Consider the following 18491-nt stretch of genomic DNA (forward strand, 5'->3'; position numbering starts at 1 on the left):
ATTAGCACTGTGCCCGCTGCCCCGGGCAGCCCCGCAGGGCCGCATCCATTCTGCCATGTCCGGCCGCCCGTCCGCTCCGGCGTATATTTCCCCATCCGGTACCGCTTTTTGAACGTGTTCAAAACTGTGGTCTACTGAACGCTGGAAATACTGCATAAGGGAGCATCATTGGCCGTCACCGTCAAGAGCGAACAGACGCGCCGGCTCCTCATCGATACCGCGCTGCACCTGTTCACTCGCCAGGGCTACGAAAAAACCACCATGCGCACCATCGCATTGGAGGCGGGCGTCTCCGTGGGCAACGCCTACTACTATTTCCGTTCCAAGGATGACCTCATCCACGAGCTGTACCGCTCACTGCAGGATGAGCACCGGTCCCTGGCCCTGCCGCTGATCCGCGAGGGACAGAACCTCGGCGAGAACCTCGCGGTCATCCTGGGCACCTGGCTGACCACCCTTGAGCCTTACCACGCCTTCGGGGCACACTTCCTGCGCGATGCCATGGCACCGAACCGCCAGGCCGACGCCGCCGTCGGACGCGGGAAGTCCATTGCCCTTTTCCGCCAGGCGGTTACCAGCGCCCGGCCGCAGCCGCCGCTGGCCATCCGCGATGACCTGCCTGAACTCCTCTGGCTTGTCCACATGGGCATCAGCCTGTTCTGGGTCTATGACCATTCCCCCGGGCAGCGGCGCTCCCACCGGCTGGCTGCGAACCTTGCCCCGCTGATCGCCAAACTCGTTATCCTGTCCCGGCTTCCCGTGGTCCGGAACATCGTGGAGGACGTGGTCTCGCTGCTGCGCGGCATCCGCCGGGATCCGTAACCGAACGACGGCGGCGGCAGCGGCAGGTGTGCCGTCACGGCACGCGCCGGCGGCGTGCCGTCAGCGCATAGCGGACGGGTGGCAGCTTCTCCCGTTTTGGGTGGAAGATGGACCCATGTCTGCAAACACACACTCTTCCGCGGCCACAGCTCCGGCCGTCACGCTGACCATTGCCGGTTCCGAGGCCACCGGCGGTGCCGGTGCCCAGGCCGATCTGAAGACGTTCCAGGAACTGGGCGTTTACGGGATCACGGCCCTGACCTGCATTGTGTCCTTCGACCCGAAGGACTCCTGGAACCACCGCTTCGTGCCGGTGGATCCGCAGGTCATCGCGGACCAGCTCGAGGCCATTACTACGGCCTATGACCTGGATACCGTCAAAATCGGCATGCTCGGCACCCCGGCAACCATCGACGTCGTTGCCAAGGCACTGCAGGCCCAGGACTGGAAAAACCTGGTGCTGGACCCGGTTCTCATCTGCAAGGGCCAGGAACCCGGCGCGGCCCTGGACACGGACCAGGCACTCAAGGCCCAGATCCTTCCGCTGGCAACCTTCGTGACCCCCAACCACTTCGAATCCATGTCCCTTTCCGGCATGGATTCCATCGAGACCGTTGAGGACCTGAAGGAAGCGGCCCGGCGCATCCACGAGGCCAGCGGCGCCGTAGTGCTGGCCAAGGGCGGTGTGCGGATGGAAGGCGACGACGCCGTCGACGTGTTCTACGACGGTGAAACCATGGAGGTGCTGCGCGCGCCCAAGGTGGGCGATGTAGCTGTCAGCGGCGCCGGCTGCACCCTCGCTGCCGCCATTACCGCCGAACTGGGCAAGGGCGCCACCCCGCTGGAAGCGGCAAAGACCGCCAAGGCCTTCGTGACCGAAGGTATCCGCAACCGGGTCTCCTCGAATGCGCCGTTTGATGCCCTGTGGCAGGGCAAGGCCGGGCAGGGTCCCGCTCTGTAGTTCCGAGTCATTACCCTCCGCAAAAATACGCAAAAGGGACCTCCCGGCCAGGGGAGGTCCCTTTTGCGTATGCAGCCTGTTCCAGGCCCTGACTACTTCAGGTTCTCAATGGCGTAGTCGGCTTCCTCGGGGGTGAACTTTGCGCCGTACTGGGAAGTGGACGCCAGCTGTTCCCTCAGTTCCTCGGTGGGCAGGGACAGTTCTTCCTGGAGAATCTTCGCGTATTCCAGTGCATTGGTCTTGTAGTCGGCGGTGATGTTGTCGACGGCGTACTGCGCAGCCTCCGGGGTGTACTTGCCGTATTCCGAGCCGAGTTGGTCGAAGATGGCGGCCTTGCTCATATGCATGTCATCGCTGAAGAACTGGGCACTGCTCAGGGCCTGGGCCCTGTCATCACTCTTCGGGACGGCAGGAGCAGCAGGAGCAGGGGGAGCGGCCTGGGCCGGTGCGGAGTAGGTCGGGGCCGGCATCGTGTTGTTGGTTTCGGCTGCCGCCTCGTTTTCCTCGACAGCCGCGACGACAACCGTCGTCAGGGTGAAAACCATCACCACCGAGAGGATCACGTTGAGAACCCAGACAATGGCGGTAACAATCCACGCCGTCTTCCTGTTCTGCTTGTAACCCTCCAGCGGGCGGCCCTGCTTGTCCTTCTGGTTACCCGTCAGGGTGATGATCAGGTCAACAAGCGCCCAGATACCGAAGCCGCCACCAGTCAGGAGTTTCAGGACGCCGGTGCCGATCTTGCCCAGATAAAAGCGGTCAATGCCCAGACCACCAAGGAAAAGCGAGAGGAGCCAAGTGACGACAAAGGACTTTCCGGTGATCGTCGCACTCTTGTAATCGGTCGCAGCGGTAGTGCTCATAGCAGGATGTCGCCTTCCAATAATGCGGCTCGTATTTCGTACGGTCGAAACCATAATGCCGCAGCCCGCGTCCGAATCCCGACAATCTGCGGATTCCTCCGGCGCGGTGGAGAAAATACAGTCAAGTCCCTCCAAAAACAAGGTTAGGGCAACTAATTCACGCCTATTAATGCGAACCTTTGCAGCATTGGAATGCTCCTCTATTGTGTCCCTACGGCTTGGTTTTTGGGGGCCGTCACGTGCACGCTGACACTCCTCGACGGGGGTTGGGGGCACAACGGAAAACCTGCCGCAGTGTGTCAGCAGCCGGAAACAGTCCCTGGACGTCCCGGTAGCGCTCGGTGGAATGTTCAAGGAGCGCAATGAGATTGTCCATTCATCACAAACCCGGCGCGGTGCTCACTGCCGCCTTCGCCGGGGTAGCACTCACCGCGGCCCTGGGCCTACCGGCCCAGGCCACCGAGACCACCACTGACGCCAACGGGCTCACCGGAGGAATCTCGGTTGAGCAGTTCGAAGCCCTGAAGGTCGCCCCCAGTTTGCGGGACGCCTCCGGCACGGTTTCGGTCTATGTCCAGTTCACCGGCGAAGGCGCCTTTGAACAGACGCAGCCCGAGGAAGTGAAGGAGGGCAAGGCCGATCCGGTGGTCAACAAACCGCTGGTCGAAGAAATCCGCAGCAACATCGCCTCCCAGGCTGAATCCGTAGCCGCCGAGGCCGACGCCAGCACCCTCTACACCACCACCAACACCCTTCCGGGAACCGCGATTATCGGCGATGCCGAGGCCATCCGTGCCCTCGCCTCCCGCGACGACGTCGCCCGGATCACCAAGATTGTCCCGAAGACCATCGGGAACAAGGGCGCGGATATTGACACCCGCGCACTGAACACCTGGGTGGAACGGAAGCAGACCGGCGAAGGCATCACCATCGCTGTCCTGGACACCGGCATTGACTACACCCACAGCGACTTCGGCGGGCCCGGAACTTTGGAGGCCTACGCGGCCGCCCAGGCTTCCCCCACCATTCCCGCCGCGGACACCGGTCTGGTGGATCCGGCCAAGTTTATTGGCGGATACGATCTGGTGGGCGACGACTACGACGCCGACCCCTCCTCCCCCACGTACCAGCCTGTTCCGCGCCCGGACCTGAACCCGCTCGACTGCGGCGGGCACGGCAGCCATGTGGCGGGCACAGCGGCGGGCTACGGCACCAACGACGACGGCACCACCTACCGCGGCGACTACTCGACCCTCACGGCCGAGCAGGTCAACGGCATGCGGATCGGCCCCGGCTCCGCTCCCAAGGCACAGCTGGTCAGCATCCGCGTCTTCGGCTGCGCCGGTTCCTCCGAGGTGGTCGGCCAGGCACTGGACTACGTCCTGGACCCCAACGGCGACGGCGACTTCTCGGACCGCGCCCAGGTGGTCAACATGTCCCTGGGCTCCGATTACTCCCCGGTGGATGATCCCGAAAACGACATTGTGGACAAGCTGACCCAGCAGGGCATCCTGTCCGTGGTCGCTTCCGGCAACGCCGGCGACGTGTACGACATCGGCGGCTCACCGGGCAACGCACGCTCGGCCCTGACCGTTGCCAGCACCATCGGCAGCCAGGTCACCCTGGACCGCGCCGATGTCCTGGCGCCCGAGGAACTCGCCGGCCCCGTAGCCGGACAGTACTCCGCCAACTTCAACTACTCCGATCCGGCCGTCACCGAAGAACAACTCACCGGCGACGTGGTCGCGGCTCCCGCGAACAATGCCTTCGGCTGCAACCCGTACCCCGCAGGTTCGCTGGCGGGCAAGTGGGTCTGGATCCAGTGGGAAGAGAACGGTGCCTTCCCCTGCGGCTCAACCGTGCGTTTCAACAACGCCCAGAACGCCGGCGCCACCGGCGTTGTGCTGGATTCCCCCCGTTCGGTTTTTGAGTCCGGCATCGGCGGAAACGCCACCATCCCCGGCATCCAGCTCAACGCCGAATCCTCGGACCGCCTGCGGCCGGCCGCCGTGGCCGGAACCCTGACACTGAAGCTGTCCCCGTCCTACATGGCCACCGCAGGTGCCCCTTCAGGCGAGGGCGACACCGTCAGCCCGTTCACCTCCCGCGGAGTCCATGGCTCCAACGGCATTGTGAAGCCCGACGTCGCTGCCCCCGGTTCCTCCATCGGTTCGGTGGCAGTCGGCTCCGGAGACGGTGCATCGGTCAAGAGCGGCACGTCCATGGCCACTCCGCATGTGGCCGGCATTGCCGCCTTGGTTTACGCCGCCACGGATCTGAACGCCTACGAGGTCAAGTCCGCCATCATGAACACCGCCACCCATGACCTGCTGACCGCGGACGGAGCCGTACAGGGCCCCAACCGCGTCGGTTCCGGCCGGGTGGACACTTTGGACGCCCTGAACAACAAGACGCTGGCCTACGCTACGGATGACCAGGCACTGACCAGCGTGAACTTCGGTGTCCTGGAACTGGGCAAGGAAGCTCTGGTGCTCACCAAGCAGGTCACCGTGGAGAACAAGTCCGACCGCCCGCAGAACTACACCGTGAGCTACCTGGGCGCAACGACCATGCCCGGCGTCGACATCAGCACCACCCCCTCGGTCAACGTGCCTGCCAATGGCAAGGCGACCGTGGATGTCACGCTGAGCATCTCCGATCCATCGGCACTGACCAAGACGGCTGACTCCGCTGCCGCCCTCGAGCAACTCGGCCTGTCACGCCAGTTCCTTTCCGACGTTTCCGGCCGCGTACAGCTGGAAGGCAAGGGAACTCCCACCCTGCGCGTTCCGGTCTACTCGGCTCCCAAGCCGACCTCGGACATGAGCGCCGGCACGGAGATCCCCTTCGCTGACGCGGATACCCTCACCAGCACCGTCACCTTGCAGGGACGGGACCTGAACCAGGGCGAGGGCGCTTCACGCTACCTCTCCATGGTGGCGCCTCTGGTACTGGGCGCCGAGAGCCCCCGCCTCGAGACCGTGAAGATGGATTCGATGTACGCCATGGATGTGCAGTCCGTGGGTGCTTCCTCCAACATCCCGACGCTCAAGTCCGCCGGCGAAGACCCGCAGGATGCCGTGGTGAACTTCGGTGTCAGCACGTGGGGCAACTGGGCGATCCTGGGTGCTTCGAATGAAATCGACGTGGAAATTGACACCAACGGGGACTCCGTTCCGGACTACGTCGCCTTCACCACCCGCGCCGATGACCTGGACCTGGTCCTGATCTCCACCTACCGGCTGAACCCGGACGGCAGTGCCGAACTGGTGGACCAGACGGGTGCCAACGGCGTCCTCGGCGACACGGACAGCAACACGTTCGACACCAACGCGGTGACCCTTCCGGTTTCCGCCTTGGCGCTGGGCCTGGACGTCAATGCGGCGTCCGCACCGCTGCAGTACCGTGTCACCACGTGGAGCCCCTACAACGTGGATGACCAGGGCAACAGCGTCCCGGTTGACGCCACGGAGTACATTCCCTTCGACGCCGCCAACCCGGCACTGACGTTCAAGGGCGCCACCGCGGATGCCCTGTTCGCCGACGTCGACGGCGGCAAGCTGGACGTGACCCGCAGCGCCGGCACCACCGACGCCAAGGCACTGTTCCTGCACCTGCACAACGCCACCGGCGATCTCAGCGGCACCAACGGCGACGGCGGCCGGGCGGAAGTCCTGCCGATCAACGTTCCGGCCAAGGTGGTCAACCCGGTAAGCGCGGTCAGCAAGTGCAACGCCTTCAAGGCCGAAATCACTGTGACCGTGCAGAACAACGGCGACCGCCGCGCGGACGTTGACCTCAACAGCCCGTACGGCAAGGCCAAGGTCATGAAGCTGGAGCCGGGCGAGACCGGCACCGCGGTCATCAAGACGCGCCAGCTCTCCGTCACCGCCGGCGAGGTAACGGCTTCCTACAAGTTCCTCGGTAAGGGGAAGGCTGAGAAGGCCGAGTACACGGCCGCCTACGGCGCTGTGAAGTGCAGCAGGTAGCTAAGTGCAGTACGTAGCCGAGTGCAGCAGGTAGCCCCCGGCTAGGCAAAAGCGGCGGGTCCCGGAGAAATCCGGGACCCGCCGTTTTTTGTTTTGTGCCTTGCCTTTGCCTGCGAGGGCCTACTTCTGCAGCTTGGACATCCGCCGGTCCGCCAGGATCTTCCCGCCGGTCTGGCAGGTGGGGCAGTACTGCAGGGAGGAGTCCGCGAAGGACACCTCGCGGACCGTATCCCCGCACACCGGACAGGGTTCGCCGGTCCGGGCATGGACCCGCAACGCCTTACGCTTGGAATCCTTCAGCGCCGACGCCGGCCGTCCGGAGGCCGTGGCGATCGCTTCCTCCAGGGTGGTGCGCATGGCCACGAACAGCCGCCCGGCGTCGTCGGCGTCCAGCTTCGCGGCATTGGCGAACGGTGACAGGCGTGCCGCGTGCAGGATCTCGTCGCTGTACGCGTTGCCGATCCCGGCAATCACCGACTGGTCCCGCAGCAGCCCCTTGACCTGTCCGGAGTGGCCGGCGAGCAGTGCGGCAAAGTCATCAAAGCCAACGTCCAGCGCTTCCGGTCCCAGCCGCGCAATGCCGGGCACTTCCTCCAGATTCCGCACCAGGTAGACCGCCAGGGATTTCCGGGTGCCGGCCTCGGTGAGATCGAATCCGGGTTCCTTGCCGGCGTCGTCGGCGGCGAACCGCACCCGCAGCGCCATGGCCCCCTTGCCGGGCCGCAGCCGTCCCGGTTTGAGGGCATCAGACCAGCGGAGCCACCCCGCCTTGGCCAGGTGCATCACCAGGTGCACGCCGCCGGCGGAAAGGATGATGAATTTCCCCTGCCGCTCCACACCCTGCACCGGCTGTTCTCGCAGTTCCTCCACCGGAACCCCGGCCGTTTTCAGCACGGAGAAGGAGAGCACCTCCACATCGGAGACCACGGCCGGGGGCGCGTCGGCGGGCAGCAGCTTGGTCCGCAGGAAATCAACGAGTCCCTGCACTTCGGGCATCTCGGGCATGGCACCTACCCTAATCCGTGGCCGGGGGCAGCGTCACTGCTCGGAATGGGACTGTAGGAAGGAATACACCTCGGTCTCGTCCACTCCCGGGAAGGCGCCGGGCGGCAGTGCCGCCAGCAGGTGCGAGTGCGCCCGGGCGCTGGGCCAGGCGAAGCCGGACCATTCCGAGGACAGCTCGCCTGGCGGCGTGCGGCAGCAGTCCGGATCCGGGCAACGGGACTTGGACCGTTCGGTGGTGTCCCGGCCGCGGAACCACTTCACATGCTGGTACGGCAGCCCGATGCTTACGGAGAACTTCCCCGCCGAGCCGCGTTCCACCCGGGCCGTGCACCAGTACGTGCCGGCCGGGGTGTCGGTGTACTGGTTGAACGCGCTGAACTGGTCCGGCACGGAGAAGACCTCCCGCGAGGTCCAATAGCGGCAGATCGGCTGGCCCTCAATGGCGCCGGTGTGGTCCGCCGGGAACGTCACGCCGTCATTCTCATACGCCTTGTAGACAATCCCGCTCTCGTGCACCTTCTGGAAATGGGTGGGGATGCCCAGATGCTCGGTGGCGAGGTTGGTAAAGCGGTGCGCCGCGGTTTCATAGGACACCGCAAAAGCATCGCGGATGTCCTCCACAGCTATTTCCTTCGCGGCCTTGGCCCGCTGCAGGAACTCCACCGTGGCTTTCTCCGGCAACAGCAGCGCGGCGGCAAAGTAGTTGGTGGCCACCCGCTGGCTAAGGAATTCGCCATAGCTGCTGGGAGTCTGGTGCTGCAGCACGTAATGGCCCAGTGCCTGCAGCAGCACCGAGCGCGGATCGTGGTCCGAGCGCTGGGACTGGGTGAGGTAGATGCGCCGGTTCTTCAGGTCCGTCACGGAGCGGGTGGAGTGCGGCAGGTCATTCACGTGGTGCAGGCTGAACCCCAGGTGCGCGGCGATGTCCGCGATCACGTGCTGGGACAGCGGGCCGGAGGTGTGCCCCACCGAATCCAGCACCTTCTGCGCCTCGGCCTCGTATTCGGGAAAGTAGTTGTTCCGCTCGCGCATCATGGCCCGCAGTTCGCCGTTGGCCCGGCGGGCCTCCTCTGGAGTGGCCACCTGTTCGTTGAGCCGGCGCTCCAGCTCGGCCTGCAGCCCGACCAAGGATTCCAGCACGTCCAACGGCAGCCGGGAGCCGATCCGCACCTTGGGCAGGCCGAGCGAGGCATAGAGGGGGCCGCGCTGCGCCCGCTCCAGTTCAATTTCCAGTGCCGCCCGCCGGCTGGGCGGCTCGGCGCCCAACAGGGAATCGATGCTGACGTCCAGGGCGGCTGCCAGCGCCTGCATCATGCCGAGCTTGGGTTCGCGTTTCCCGTTTTCGATCAGGGACAGCTGGGAGGCGACGGTTCCGACGGCGGCGCCCAGATCATCGAGGGTCATCCCCTTGGCCTTGCGCAGATGCCGCACCCGGCGGCCCAGGCTGATCACATCCAGCGTGCGGTCGGAGTCGCCTGCGGACTGCTTTCCGGCGGCCGATCCGCGCTTGCGGGGCTCGGGACTGGGCCGGTTCCATGTTGCACTCGTCACGTTTTTCACAATACGCGAAGAAACGCATTTCTTTCCATAGAAAAACCCTAGAAGAGGGGTTGTTGTTGGCACAGGCTTAGTTCACAGCAGGAAATTCCGGTTTGAAGCGGACCGGAACGAGTGAGATGAATTCGAGGAGATTTAGTAATGAGCCAGGACCAGAACAACGCCCCCACGGCAGAACAGCTCACCCAGGAATGGGCCACCGATCCCCGCTGGGAAGGCATTGAGCGCGACTACACCGCCGAAGATGTCGTCAAGCTGCGCGGCCGCGTCCAGGAAGAGCACACCCTGGCCCGCCGCGGTGCCGAGAAGCTCTGGGACCAGCTCCGCAACGCCGGCGACGAAGGCTACACCAACGCACTGGGCGCCCTCACCGGCAACCAGGCAGTGCAGCAGGTCAAGGCCGGCCTGAAGGCCATCTACCTCTCCGGCTGGCAGGTGGCAGCCGATGCCAACAACTCCGGCCACACCTACCCGGACCAGTCCCTGTACCCCGCCAACTCCGTGCCCACCGTGGTCCGCCGCATCAACAATGCCCTGCTGCGTGCCGACCAGATCGAGTTCGCCGAAGGCATCCAGAGCGTGGATGACTACCTGGTGCCGATCGTGGCCGATGCCGAAGCCGGCTTCGGCGGCCCGCTGAACGCCTACGAGCTCATGAAGTCCATGATCCAGTCCGGCGCCTCGGGCGTGCACTGGGAAGACCAGCTCGCTTCGGAGAAGAAGTGCGGCCACCTCGGCGGCAAGGTCCTGATCCCCACCGGCCAGCACATCCGCACCCTTAACGCCGCCCGCCTCGCGGCCGACGTCGCCGGTACCCCCACCGTGGTGATCGCCCGCACCGACGCCGAGGCCGCCACGCTGATCACTTCCGACGTCGACGAGCGCGACTCCGAATTCATCACCGGCGAGCGCACTGCCGAAGGCTTCTACAAGGTCCGCAACGGCATTGAGCCCTGCATCGCCCGGGCCAAGGCCTACGCTCCCTATTCGGACCTGATCTGGATGGAAACCGGCACCCCGGACCTGGAAATGGCCCGCAAGTTCGCTGAAGCCGTCCGGTCCGAGTTCCCGGACCAGATGCTGGCCTACAACTGCTCGCCGTCCTTCAACTGGAAGAAGCACCTGGATGACGACACCATCGCCAAGTTCCAGCGCGAACTCGGTGCCATGGGCTTCAAGTTCCAGTTCATCACCCTGGCCGGCTTCCATGCCTTGAACTACTCCATGTTCGATCTGGCCCACGGCTACGCACGCAGCGGCATGAGCGCCTACGTGGAACTGCAGGAGAAGGAATTCGGTTCCGAGTCCCGCGGCTACACCGCCACCAAGCACCAGCGCGAGGTCGGCACCGGCTACTTCGATGCCATCTCCACCGCACTGAACCCTGAAGGCAGCACCCTGGCCCTGGCCGGCTCCACGGAGTCCAGCCAGTTCCACTAACCCCGGCTATTTAGCCGGCGGGGGCTGGCGGCCACACCGGCCGCCGGCCCCCGCCGGATCACCCCACAGCTTTGAATCACCCCAAGGAGAACGCCATGAATGACCCCATCACCCTGAACGGCATTTCCCTCACCGCTCCCGCAGTGCGGCGGCAGGAGGAAATTCTGACTCCGCAGGCATTGGACTTCGTCAAGGCGCTGCACCGGGCCACGGCCACCCGCCGGCAGGAACTCCTTCAGCAGCGCCAGGCCCGCCGCCAGCAGATCTCCAATGGCGCGGATCCCGCTTTCCTGGCCGAGACCCGGCACATCCGCGAGGATGAGTCCTGGCGCGTGGCACCCACCGCTCCCGGCCTGGAGGACCGCCGCGTGGAAATCACCGGCCCGGTGGACCGCAAGATGACCATCAACGCCCTGAACTCCGGTGCCAAGGTCTGGCTGGCGGACATGGAGGATTCCTCCACCCCGTCCTGGTCCAACGTGGTCAACGGCCAGCTGAACCTGCGCGATGCCCTGGACCGCCGCATCGACTTCACCTCCCCGGAGGGCAAGGAATACCGGGTGCAGGGCGCCTCTCTCACCGACCTGCCCACCATTGTGGTCCGCCCGCGCGGCTGGCACCTGCCGGAAAAGCACATGCTGATCGACAACACCCCCATTGCCGGCGGCATTGTGGACTTCGGCCTGTACTTCTTCCACAACGCCCAGCGGCTGATCAGCCAGGGCCGCGGCCCCTACTTCTACCTGCCGAAGATCGAGAACCACCTCGAAGCCCGCCTGTGGAATGACATCTTTGTCCTGGCCCAGGACCTGCTGGGCATCCCGCAGGGCACCATCCGCGCCACGGTACTGATCGAAACCATCACCGCCGCCTTCGAGATGGAGGAAATCCTCTACGAACTGCGGGACCACGCCGCCGGCCTGAACGCCGGCCGCTGGGACTACATCTTCTCGGTGATCAAGAACTTCCGCACCCGCGGACCCCGGTTTGTCCTGCCGGACCGCAACATGGTGACCATGACCGCGCCGTTCATGCGTGCCTACACCGAGCAGCTGGTTCGTGCCTGCCACCGCCGCGGGGCACACGCCATCGGCGGCATGGCCGCCTTCATCCCGAACCGCAAGGACGCCGCAGCCAACGACGTCGCCATGGAGAAGGTGCGCGCCGACAAGACCCGCGAGGCCGGCGACGGTTTCGACGGTTCCTGGGTGGCTCACCCGGACCTGGTGCCGGTGGCCATGGAGGTGTTCGACGGCGTGCTCGGCGACCGCCCCAACCAGCTGGAGCGCACCCGCGAGGACGTAGTGCCCAATGACAAGGCACTGCTGGACGTTGCCTCCACCCCCGGCGTCATCACGGAGGCCGGCATCCGCAGCAACATCGAGGTGGGCATCCGCTACATCGAGTCCTGGCTGCGCGGCAACGGCGCAGCGGCCATCAACAACCTGATGGAGGATGCGGCCACCGCCGAAATCTCCCGTTCGCAGATCTGGCAGTGGATCCACACCTCCGCGGTGACCGACGAGGGCGAGATTGTTACCCACCACTGGGTGGAGGAACTGCTGGATGAGGAGTTCGACAACCTGCAGCGTTTCGAGGGCGACCGTTTCAACGACGCCCGCGAGCTCTTTGAGGAAGTAGCCTGCGGGGAACACTTCCCCACCTTCCTCACCGTGCCCGCCTACGCCCGTTTCCTGCACGAAGCGCGGGAACTGGCCGCGGCGTAGCCCCTGGGGGGCAGGTGCGGATACCGCCTCAGTATCCGCACAGGAAAGGACCGGGACCGTTTCCGCATAGGCTCAGGCCGTGCGGGAATGGCACCCGGTCCTTTCCGCGTTGCAGAGGGTATGAAGATTGATATCTGGTCCGACATTGCCTGCCCGTGGTGCTACATCGGCAAGCGCCGCTTCGAAGCCGCACTGGCCACCTTCCCGCACCGGGACGAGGTGGAAGTGCAGTGGCACAGCTTCCAGCTTGATCCCACCCTGCCTGAGCACTATGACGGCACCGAGGTCCAGTACCTCAGCGAGCGCAAGGGCATTGATCCCGAACAGCTTGCCGGCATGCTCGAACAGGTCACCGTCCAGGCCGCCGGCGAGGGCCTGTCCTATGACTATGACTCCCTGGTGGTGGCGAACAGCTTCTCCGCGCACCGGCTGATCCACCTTGCCCGTGCCGAAGGCGGCAACGCAGCCGCCGACGCCGCCAAGGAAGCACTGCTCTCGGCCCACTTTGAGAAGGGCCGCGACATCGGTTCGGCGGAAACCCTCGCGGAGATCGGTGCCGGTCTGGGACTCGACGCCGGGCGGGTGCAGGCCATGCTTGCCTCCGACGAATACACCGACGCCGTGAACGCGGACATCGCGCAGGCACGCGCCCTGGGGATCAGCGGGGTGCCGTTCTTTGTCCTGGATGAGAAGTACGGCATCTCCGGGGCCCAGCCCGCGGACCTGTTCTCCTCGGCGCTGGAGCAGGCCTGGCAGGAGTCACACCCGCTGGTTAACCTCACGCCCGCCTCCGGCTCCGCCGACGGTCCGGCCTGCGGCCCGGACGGCTGCAGCTAGGACCGCAGCCAGGTGCCGGGGCCCCGGCTACCCCGCGGCAGGTGCGGTATCCGCGCCGGGACAGCTGAGCGGCCCGGGACCGGCGGCCACTGCCTGTTCGGCCGGCTGCAGGTTTTCATACCCGGAGCCGATCACCACGTCCACGGACGCGTCCGTCCGGTCATCGTGCACATACTGGGTGCCGGGAATGTGCTGCTGGACTGTGTAGGCGGCGGCGAAGCCGGAGGTCCCGGACAGCACCAGCGCCGTCATCCCGGCCCGGTTCACGCTGGAGTTGCCCACGGTGCCTATCTGGAAGCCCCTGTCCCCCAGATCCGTGGCCACGCTGCCGGCCAGGCCCGGCGCCGCCGTCGAGTTGTAGATATTGATGCTCACCGTGGCCGGGTCCAGATACGGAAAAGGCCCGGCCGGACATTCGTCCACCGGGCCTGCCTGGGCAGTGGGCGCCTCTGCAGCGGGCAGCCGCACCCAGCCGGATACCAGTCCCTGCGCCAGCACCACCGCCAGCAGCAGCAGGAAAGCCAGGAACCCCAGCACCGCGGTATGCAGCCGCCGCCGACGTGCTGACCGCTGGATCAGTTCCGGCTCGTCGGACGGCGCAAACACCTCGTCCAGTTCGCCGCCGGTAATGATCCGGTGACCGTGCCATTCCCTCGAATCATCCTCAACGGGCGTGCCGTCGGGAGCTTCGTCGGGAGGCTTGTTAGTCATCGAGGACCAGCACGCGTGCGTGCAGGATAGTCCGCTGGTGGAGGGCCGTCCGTACGGCCCGGTGCAGTCCGTCTTCGAGATACATGGTGCCCTTCCATTGGACGACGTGCGGGAACAGGTCTCCGAAAAAGGTGGAATCCTCGGCCAGCAGTGCACCAAGGTCCAGCGTGGCCTTCGTAGTTACCAACTCATCCAGCCGAACCTGCCGGGGAGGTACAGCCGCCCAGTCCTTCGGTGTTACGTATCCATGGTCAGGGTAGGGGCGTACGTCGCCAACAGCTTTGAAGATCACTAGTACAGAGTAAAGAACAACGGCACCCAAAGAAACAGCGACGCTCGGGCGCGGGCCCGTCAGAATGCCAGATTGGCACTCTTTCACCTCCCGCCGCCGTGCCTGCCCGCACTCGGGACTCCGCCAAAGACGCGATACTGGAGTGGTGAACTTCTCCGCTCCCCGCCTAGGTCTCCTGCTCGACGTCGACGGCCCCGTTGCCAGCCCTGTCTCCAGGACCGTCCGCCCGGCCATCATCCGCGACCTGGTCTCGCTGGCCGTGGCCGGCTGGCCCGTTATCTTCAACACCGGACGCTCCGATGACTTCATCCGGCAGCAGGTCATGCAGCCCATGATCGCTGCCGGGCTGCCGGAGGGCGTCCGGGTCCATGCCGTCTGTGAGAAGGGCGCGGTCTGGTTCTCCTTCGACGGAACCGGCCCGGACCAGCCGCAGGTGGATCCGGAGCTGAAGGTCCCCGGCGATTACGCCGAAACAATCCGCAATCTGGTGGAAGAGAAGTACTCGCGGACCATGTTCTTCGACGAGACCAAGCTGGCCATGCTGTCCGTGGAACAGCACGTACACGTGGACAATGCCGACTACCTCTCCGAGCAGGGCCTGTTCGACGCCGACGCGCTGGAGCAGCTGGGGCTGGCGGGCCTGGGCGGGCAGCGGCTGGACCGCACCCTTCCCGATGCCGCCGGGAACGTGTCCTTCCGGATTGACCCGACCATCATCTCCACCGACATTGAAGCCGTGGGGGTGGGCAAGGACCTGGGTGCGCGCCGGGCCCTGGCGATGCTTGAAGCGGAGGGCACAGAGGTGCCGCGCACCTGGCGCACCGTGGGCGATTCCCGCACCGACTACGCCATGGCGGATGAGCTGTCCAGGCTGGGCTTTGAGGTGGCGCACGTGGACGTCCGGCCCGCGGACGGCGTGCCGGAGACGGACTATCCGGTCCTCACGGCCGGGTCCCTGATCCACGACGACGCCGGCGCGCTTTACTTTGAGCGCTGGGTGGCGATGGCCGCGGGCGAGGCTGCGGACGACGCCGTCGTTCTCTGAGCCTGCCTACTCGAGGCGCAGTACGGCCTCCACGGACTCCTGGATTTCCGGGGCGCCGGGAGCGACGGCGGAGGCGAAGCGGCCCACCACCTCACCGGAATCGGTAACCAGGAACTTCTCGAAGTTCCAGCCGATCTCCTCACCCAGGTCCCCGTCGCGGAACTTCGTCAGCTCGGCGTAGAGCGGGTGCCGGGCGGGTCCGTTGACGTCGGTCTTGGCCGCGAGCGGGAAGCTCACGCCGTAGTTGCGCGAGCAGAACTCGGCGATGTCCTCTGCCGTGCCCGGTTCCTGCCCGGCGAACTGGTTGCTGGGCACACCAAGGACGGCGAAGTTCCGGTGCTGGTAGGTCTCGTAGAGGGCCTGCAGCCCTTCGTACTGCTGCGTGTATCCGCAGCGCGACGCCACGTTGACCACCAGCACGGCCTTGCCGCGGAACAGGTCCCCGAACGTGGTTTCGGTGCCGTCCAGAAGGGTCAGGGGAATCCCGTAGAGGGTGCTGTTCTCGGTGCTGTTCTGCACGGTGTGCCTTTCCGTTGACGTGCTCCCATTTCATCGCATCAGCGGACCGGACACCCAATTCCGGTTATCCGCAGCGGGTTGGGAGAGTGGCGGATAGCACTTCGTAACATTCGGTTCAGAGTTGACTCGGCCCGGTGATACGTTGCCGGAATGAGTGCGATTCCCGAGTCAATTCCTGTTCTTGACCTGAGCACGGCCCGCAATGCCGACGGCTCCTTCAACCCCGAATTCATTGACCAGCTGCGCGATGCGACGCACCGGATCGGCTTCTTCCAGCTCGTTGGCTACGGTGCCGGCGAAGCGATGGTGGAGGACCTGTTCAGTGTGACCAAGCGGTTCTTCGACCTCCCCCTGGAGGACCGGCTTGCCCTGGACAACCGCAAGTCCCCGCACTTCCGCGGCTACACCCGGCTCGGCACCGAAATCACCCGCGGCCGCCCGGATTCGCGTGAACAGGTGGACTTCGGACCGGAACGCGAGCCTGCCGCGGACTACCCGGCCGATCAGCCGTACTGGCTGGTGCAGGGCCCGAACCTGTTCCCGGACGAGGTACTGCCCGAGCTGCGCAGCACGTCCATGGCCTGGGCCGAGCGGATGTCCGAGGTGGGTGCGGAGCTGCTCGCCGCCATCGCCGTGTCCCTGGAGCTGCCGGAGGACCACTTCACCGAACCGTTTGAGGGCACCCCGGCCTGGATGGCCAAGCTCATCCACTACGTGGGCGGTGTGGTGAAGGAAGCGGGCACGCAGGGAGTTGGCTCGCACGCCGACTACGGTTTCGTCACGCTGCTGCTGCAGGATTCGGTGGGCGGGCTGGAAGTGAAGCCGCACGAGTCCGACACCTGGATCCCGGTGGAACCCATCCCCGGCGCCCTGGTGGTGAACCTGGGCGAGATGCTGGAGGTAGCCACCCAGGGCTACCTCTCGGCCACCATCCACCGGGTGCTGGCACCGGCACCGGGCGTGGACCGGTACGCCATTCCGTTCTTCTGGTCCCCGCGGCTGGACGCCGTCATTGACCCGGTGCAGCTGCCGCCGGCGCTGGCCGGTCAGTCCCGCGGGATCTCTGATGATCCGGACAACCCCATGCTGGCCTCCTACGGCGCCAACGTGCTTAAGGGCTGGCTGCGTGCCCACCCGCAGGTGGCCAAGCTGCACCACCCGGAGCTGGTGGCGGGCAAGTAGGCCCTGTTTCCAGGACCACCGCGCCGACGGCGCTGCCCGGCCTCTCCGCCGGGCGGCGCCGTCGGCGTTTTCCTGCCGGTGCGGAAGCTCAGGCCCCGAGCCGGCGCAGGTAGCCGGAAAAGCCGGCCGGTACCCGCCCGTCCAGCCGACCGGAGGTGACCGCCCGCATCCTGTCGGTGGCGGTCCAGCCTGCCCCGGCGGCCCGGATCCGTGAGACCAGCTGGACGTCTTCGTGGACGTGCAGGGGTTCGAAGCCGCCGGCGGCGGTGTAGGCACGTGCGGAGAAGGCCATGTTCGCCCCGTGGATGTGGGGGTGGCCTTCGGTCAGCCGGTGTTCGGCATGCCAGCGTGCCAGGTGCTCCGCGCTGAGGTCAGCGGCGTCAGGCTCCACGGTGCCCAGGACCAGCTCATAGCCGGCGTCGGCGAAGCCCAGCTGAATGACCAGCCAACTGGCCGGCACCACAGTGTCCGCGTCCGTGACGGCAATCCACTGCGCACCAAGCCCAAGCATGGCGGCGGTGCCAACATGACGGGCCGCACCCACCGACCCCGCATCCGTCTGCAGCAGGTGCAGGTCCAGGCCCAGCCGCCGGCCCGCCTGCGCAGCCGCCCGGGCGGAGCCGTCGGTACAGGAGTCAAGCACCACGGCCACGCTCACCTCCGCGGGGACAACCCGGCCCTTTAGTGCCGCCACGGCGGCGGCCACTGCAGCCAGGCAGCGGGGCAGCAGCTGTTCCTCATTGCGGGCAGGAATGACGACGCCGACGTGCGGCCGGGTCACAGCAGCCCTTCGCGTTCTGCCACGGACCGGGCCGGCGGATGTACCAGCACGTCGATGCGGAAGTCGGCTTCAGAGTGTTCAGCCAGCAGTTCCAGGCCGCTGCCGGCGCGGAACACCTCGTGCACCTCGTCCGCGTCCATCGGCCAGTCCCGGATCGGATGCCGCCAGTGGCAGAGCAGCAGCACGCCGTCTCGGTCCAGGGCGGCCGCCGCCCGCTGGACCGTTTCGCGCAGCTGCTCCCGGGTGAGGAAATAGCCGATCTCGGAGAGGACCACCAGATCGAAGCTGCCCTCCGGCCAGTCCTCGGGAATGGAGCCCTGGCTAAACCGGATCCGCTGGTCCGCCCCGATCCGCTGCCGGGCCAGTTCCAGGGCCCGCGCGGAAATGTCCATGGCGGTGACGCTGTCCGCGCGCCGGGCCAGCTCTTCGGTGAGCACGCCGATGGAGCAGCCGGGTTCAAAGACGCGGCCGAACCGTTCCCGGGGCAGCAGGGCCAGGGTCAGCTCCCGTTTGCGCCGTTCGTAGAAGCTGTCTCCGAAGTTCCAGGGGTCCGGCGAGGAGGCATAGAGGTCCTCGAAAACCTGCTTGCCGGTCCGCGGTACGGTCACGATGAAGGTTTCGAAGGGGCGCTCGAAGTGCGCCAGGACCTCCGGCGCCAGGAGCGCCTCGTCCCCCGGCCGGTCCGAAAGCGGAGCCACCTGGCTGCGGTGCTCCCCCATTGCCGCGGCCTTGGCTGCAGCGGCGTCCCGGGGCAGGGCGA

16 protein-coding genes are annotated in these 18491 nt (G+C 65.9%); 8 read left to right on the forward strand and 8 right to left on the reverse strand.

Translation table 11 applies throughout. The annotated features are described in order from the left end of the window. Positions 1–168 precede the first annotated feature (168 nt). Positions 169–822 (forward strand): TetR/AcrR family transcriptional regulator, encoded by a 654-nt coding sequence (locus AC5RVB_RS12695; protein ID WP_227904897.1) that lies wholly within the window; start codon positions 169–171, stop codon positions 820–822. Positions 823–937: 115 nt separating this feature from the next. Continuing rightward, positions 938–1783: a bifunctional hydroxymethylpyrimidine kinase/phosphomethylpyrimidine kinase gene (thiD, locus tag AC5RVB_RS12700; RefSeq protein WP_227904895.1), complete on the forward strand. Its 846-nt coding sequence runs from the start codon at positions 938–940 to the stop codon at positions 1781–1783. 92 nt (positions 1784–1875) lie between these two features. On the opposite strand, the gene AC5RVB_RS12705 is transcribed toward thiD, so the two are convergent. After that, complete coding sequence (locus AC5RVB_RS12705) at positions 1876–2646, reverse strand: Ltp family lipoprotein (RefSeq protein WP_227904893.1); 771 nt, start codon at positions 2644–2646, stop codon at positions 1876–1878. Positions 2647–3008: 362 nt separating this feature from the next. On the opposite strand from AC5RVB_RS12705, the gene AC5RVB_RS12710 reads away from it, so the two are divergent. Continuing rightward, a complete protein-coding gene (locus AC5RVB_RS12710) occupies positions 3009–6635 on the forward strand; it encodes a S8 family peptidase (protein ID WP_494142860.1) in 3627 nt (1208 codons plus the stop codon). Between the two features lie 120 nt (positions 6636–6755). Here AC5RVB_RS12710 and AC5RVB_RS12715 read toward each other — a convergent pair whose 3' ends face one another. Beyond that, positions 6756–7640 (reverse strand): Fpg/Nei family DNA glycosylase, encoded by an 885-nt coding sequence (locus tag AC5RVB_RS12715; protein WP_290245847.1) that lies wholly within the window; start codon positions 7638–7640, stop codon positions 6756–6758. Positions 7641–7673: 33 nt separating this feature from the next. After that, the gene (locus tag AC5RVB_RS12720) at positions 7674–9191 is read right to left on the reverse strand and encodes a helix-turn-helix transcriptional regulator (RefSeq protein WP_227904886.1); all 1518 of its coding nucleotides are present in this window, start codon (positions 9189–9191) and stop codon (positions 7674–7676) included. Positions 9192–9338: 147 nt separating this feature from the next. On the opposite strand from AC5RVB_RS12720, the gene aceA reads away from it, so the two are divergent. From aceA to AC5RVB_RS12735, 3 genes are all read left to right on the forward strand, one after another. Beyond that, on the forward strand, positions 9339–10637 hold the full coding sequence (gene aceA, locus AC5RVB_RS12725) for an isocitrate lyase (RefSeq protein WP_494142861.1): 1299 nt from the start codon (positions 9339–9341) through the stop codon (positions 10635–10637). Between the two features lie 95 nt (positions 10638–10732). Continuing rightward, positions 10733–12364: a malate synthase A gene (gene aceB / locus AC5RVB_RS12730; RefSeq protein WP_227904881.1), complete on the forward strand. Its 1632-nt coding sequence runs from the start codon at positions 10733–10735 to the stop codon at positions 12362–12364. A gap of 120 nt (positions 12365–12484) precedes the next feature. After that, positions 12485–13201: a DsbA family oxidoreductase gene (locus AC5RVB_RS12735; RefSeq protein WP_494142862.1), complete on the forward strand. Its 717-nt coding sequence runs from the start codon at positions 12485–12487 to the stop codon at positions 13199–13201. Positions 13202–13228: 27 nt separating this feature from the next. On the opposite strand, the gene AC5RVB_RS12740 is transcribed toward AC5RVB_RS12735, so the two are convergent. After that, positions 13229–13912 (reverse strand): LytR C-terminal domain-containing protein, encoded by a 684-nt coding sequence (locus AC5RVB_RS12740; RefSeq protein ID WP_494142863.1) that lies wholly within the window; start codon positions 13910–13912, stop codon positions 13229–13231. Beyond that, a complete protein-coding gene (locus AC5RVB_RS12745; protein ID WP_227904874.1) occupies positions 13905–14204 on the reverse strand; it encodes a type II toxin-antitoxin system VapB family antitoxin in 300 nt (99 codons plus the stop codon). The genes AC5RVB_RS12740 and AC5RVB_RS12745 overlap by 8 nt, the downstream gene beginning before the upstream one ends. A gap of 145 nt (positions 14205–14349) precedes the next feature. Between AC5RVB_RS12745 and AC5RVB_RS12750 the strand changes: the two genes are divergently transcribed. Continuing rightward, entirely contained in the window at positions 14350–15249 is a 900-nt protein-coding gene (locus tag AC5RVB_RS12750; RefSeq protein ID WP_494142864.1) for a hypothetical protein, read from the forward strand. A gap of 6 nt (positions 15250–15255) precedes the next feature. On the opposite strand, the gene AC5RVB_RS12755 is transcribed toward AC5RVB_RS12750, so the two are convergent. Continuing rightward, positions 15256–15768 (reverse strand): glutathione peroxidase, encoded by a 513-nt coding sequence (locus AC5RVB_RS12755; RefSeq protein ID WP_290245843.1) that lies wholly within the window; start codon positions 15766–15768, stop codon positions 15256–15258. A gap of 150 nt (positions 15769–15918) precedes the next feature. Here AC5RVB_RS12755 and AC5RVB_RS12760 point away from each other — a divergent pair, with 150 nt between their 5' ends. Beyond that, positions 15919–16950, forward strand: a complete 1032-nt coding sequence (locus tag AC5RVB_RS12760) for an isopenicillin N synthase family dioxygenase (protein WP_227904872.1) — start codon at positions 15919–15921, stop codon at positions 16948–16950. An 88-nt stretch (positions 16951–17038) separates the two neighbouring features. Here the strand turns inward: AC5RVB_RS12760 and AC5RVB_RS12765 are convergent, their stop codons facing one another. Both AC5RVB_RS12765 and AC5RVB_RS12770 read right to left on the reverse strand, forming a co-directional pair. Beyond that, entirely contained in the window at positions 17039–17731 is a 693-nt protein-coding gene (locus AC5RVB_RS12765; RefSeq protein WP_494142865.1) for a glycosyltransferase family 2 protein, read from the reverse strand. Further along, the coding region (locus AC5RVB_RS12770) for a class I SAM-dependent DNA methyltransferase (RefSeq protein WP_494142866.1) at positions 17728–18491 on the reverse strand (764 nt) is incomplete at its 5' end. The genes AC5RVB_RS12770 and AC5RVB_RS12765, both read right to left, overlap by 4 nt.

The organism is Arthrobacter sp. Y3225209, from assembly GCF_059090685.1.

Excerpts from the sequence above, each read along its gene's own strand:
- thiD (WP_227904895.1), top strand. The coding sequence starts at position 938 with ATGTCTGCAAACACACACTCTTCCGCGGCCACAGCTCCGGCCGTCACG.
- AC5RVB_RS12705 (WP_227904893.1), bottom strand. The coding sequence starts at position 2,646 with ATGAGCACTACCGCTGCGACCGATTACAAGAGTGCGACGATCACCGGA.
- AC5RVB_RS12710 (WP_494142860.1), top strand. The coding sequence starts at position 3,009 with ATGAGATTGTCCATTCATCACAAACCCGGCGCGGTGCTCACTGCCGCC.
- AC5RVB_RS12715 (WP_290245847.1), bottom strand. The coding sequence starts at position 7,640 with ATGCCCGAGATGCCCGAAGTGCAGGGACTCGTTGATTTCCTGCGGACC.
- aceA (WP_494142861.1), top strand. The coding sequence starts at position 9,339 with ATGAGCCAGGACCAGAACAACGCCCCCACGGCAGAACAGCTCACCCAG.
- aceB (WP_227904881.1), top strand. The coding sequence starts at position 10,733 with ATGAATGACCCCATCACCCTGAACGGCATTTCCCTCACCGCTCCCGCA.
- AC5RVB_RS12735 (WP_494142862.1), top strand. The coding sequence starts at position 12,485 with ATGAAGATTGATATCTGGTCCGACATTGCCTGCCCGTGGTGCTACATC.
- AC5RVB_RS12740 (WP_494142863.1), bottom strand. The coding sequence starts at position 13,912 with ATGACTAACAAGCCTCCCGACGAAGCTCCCGACGGCACGCCCGTTGAG.
- AC5RVB_RS12760 (WP_227904872.1), top strand. The coding sequence starts at position 15,919 with ATGAGTGCGATTCCCGAGTCAATTCCTGTTCTTGACCTGAGCACGGCC.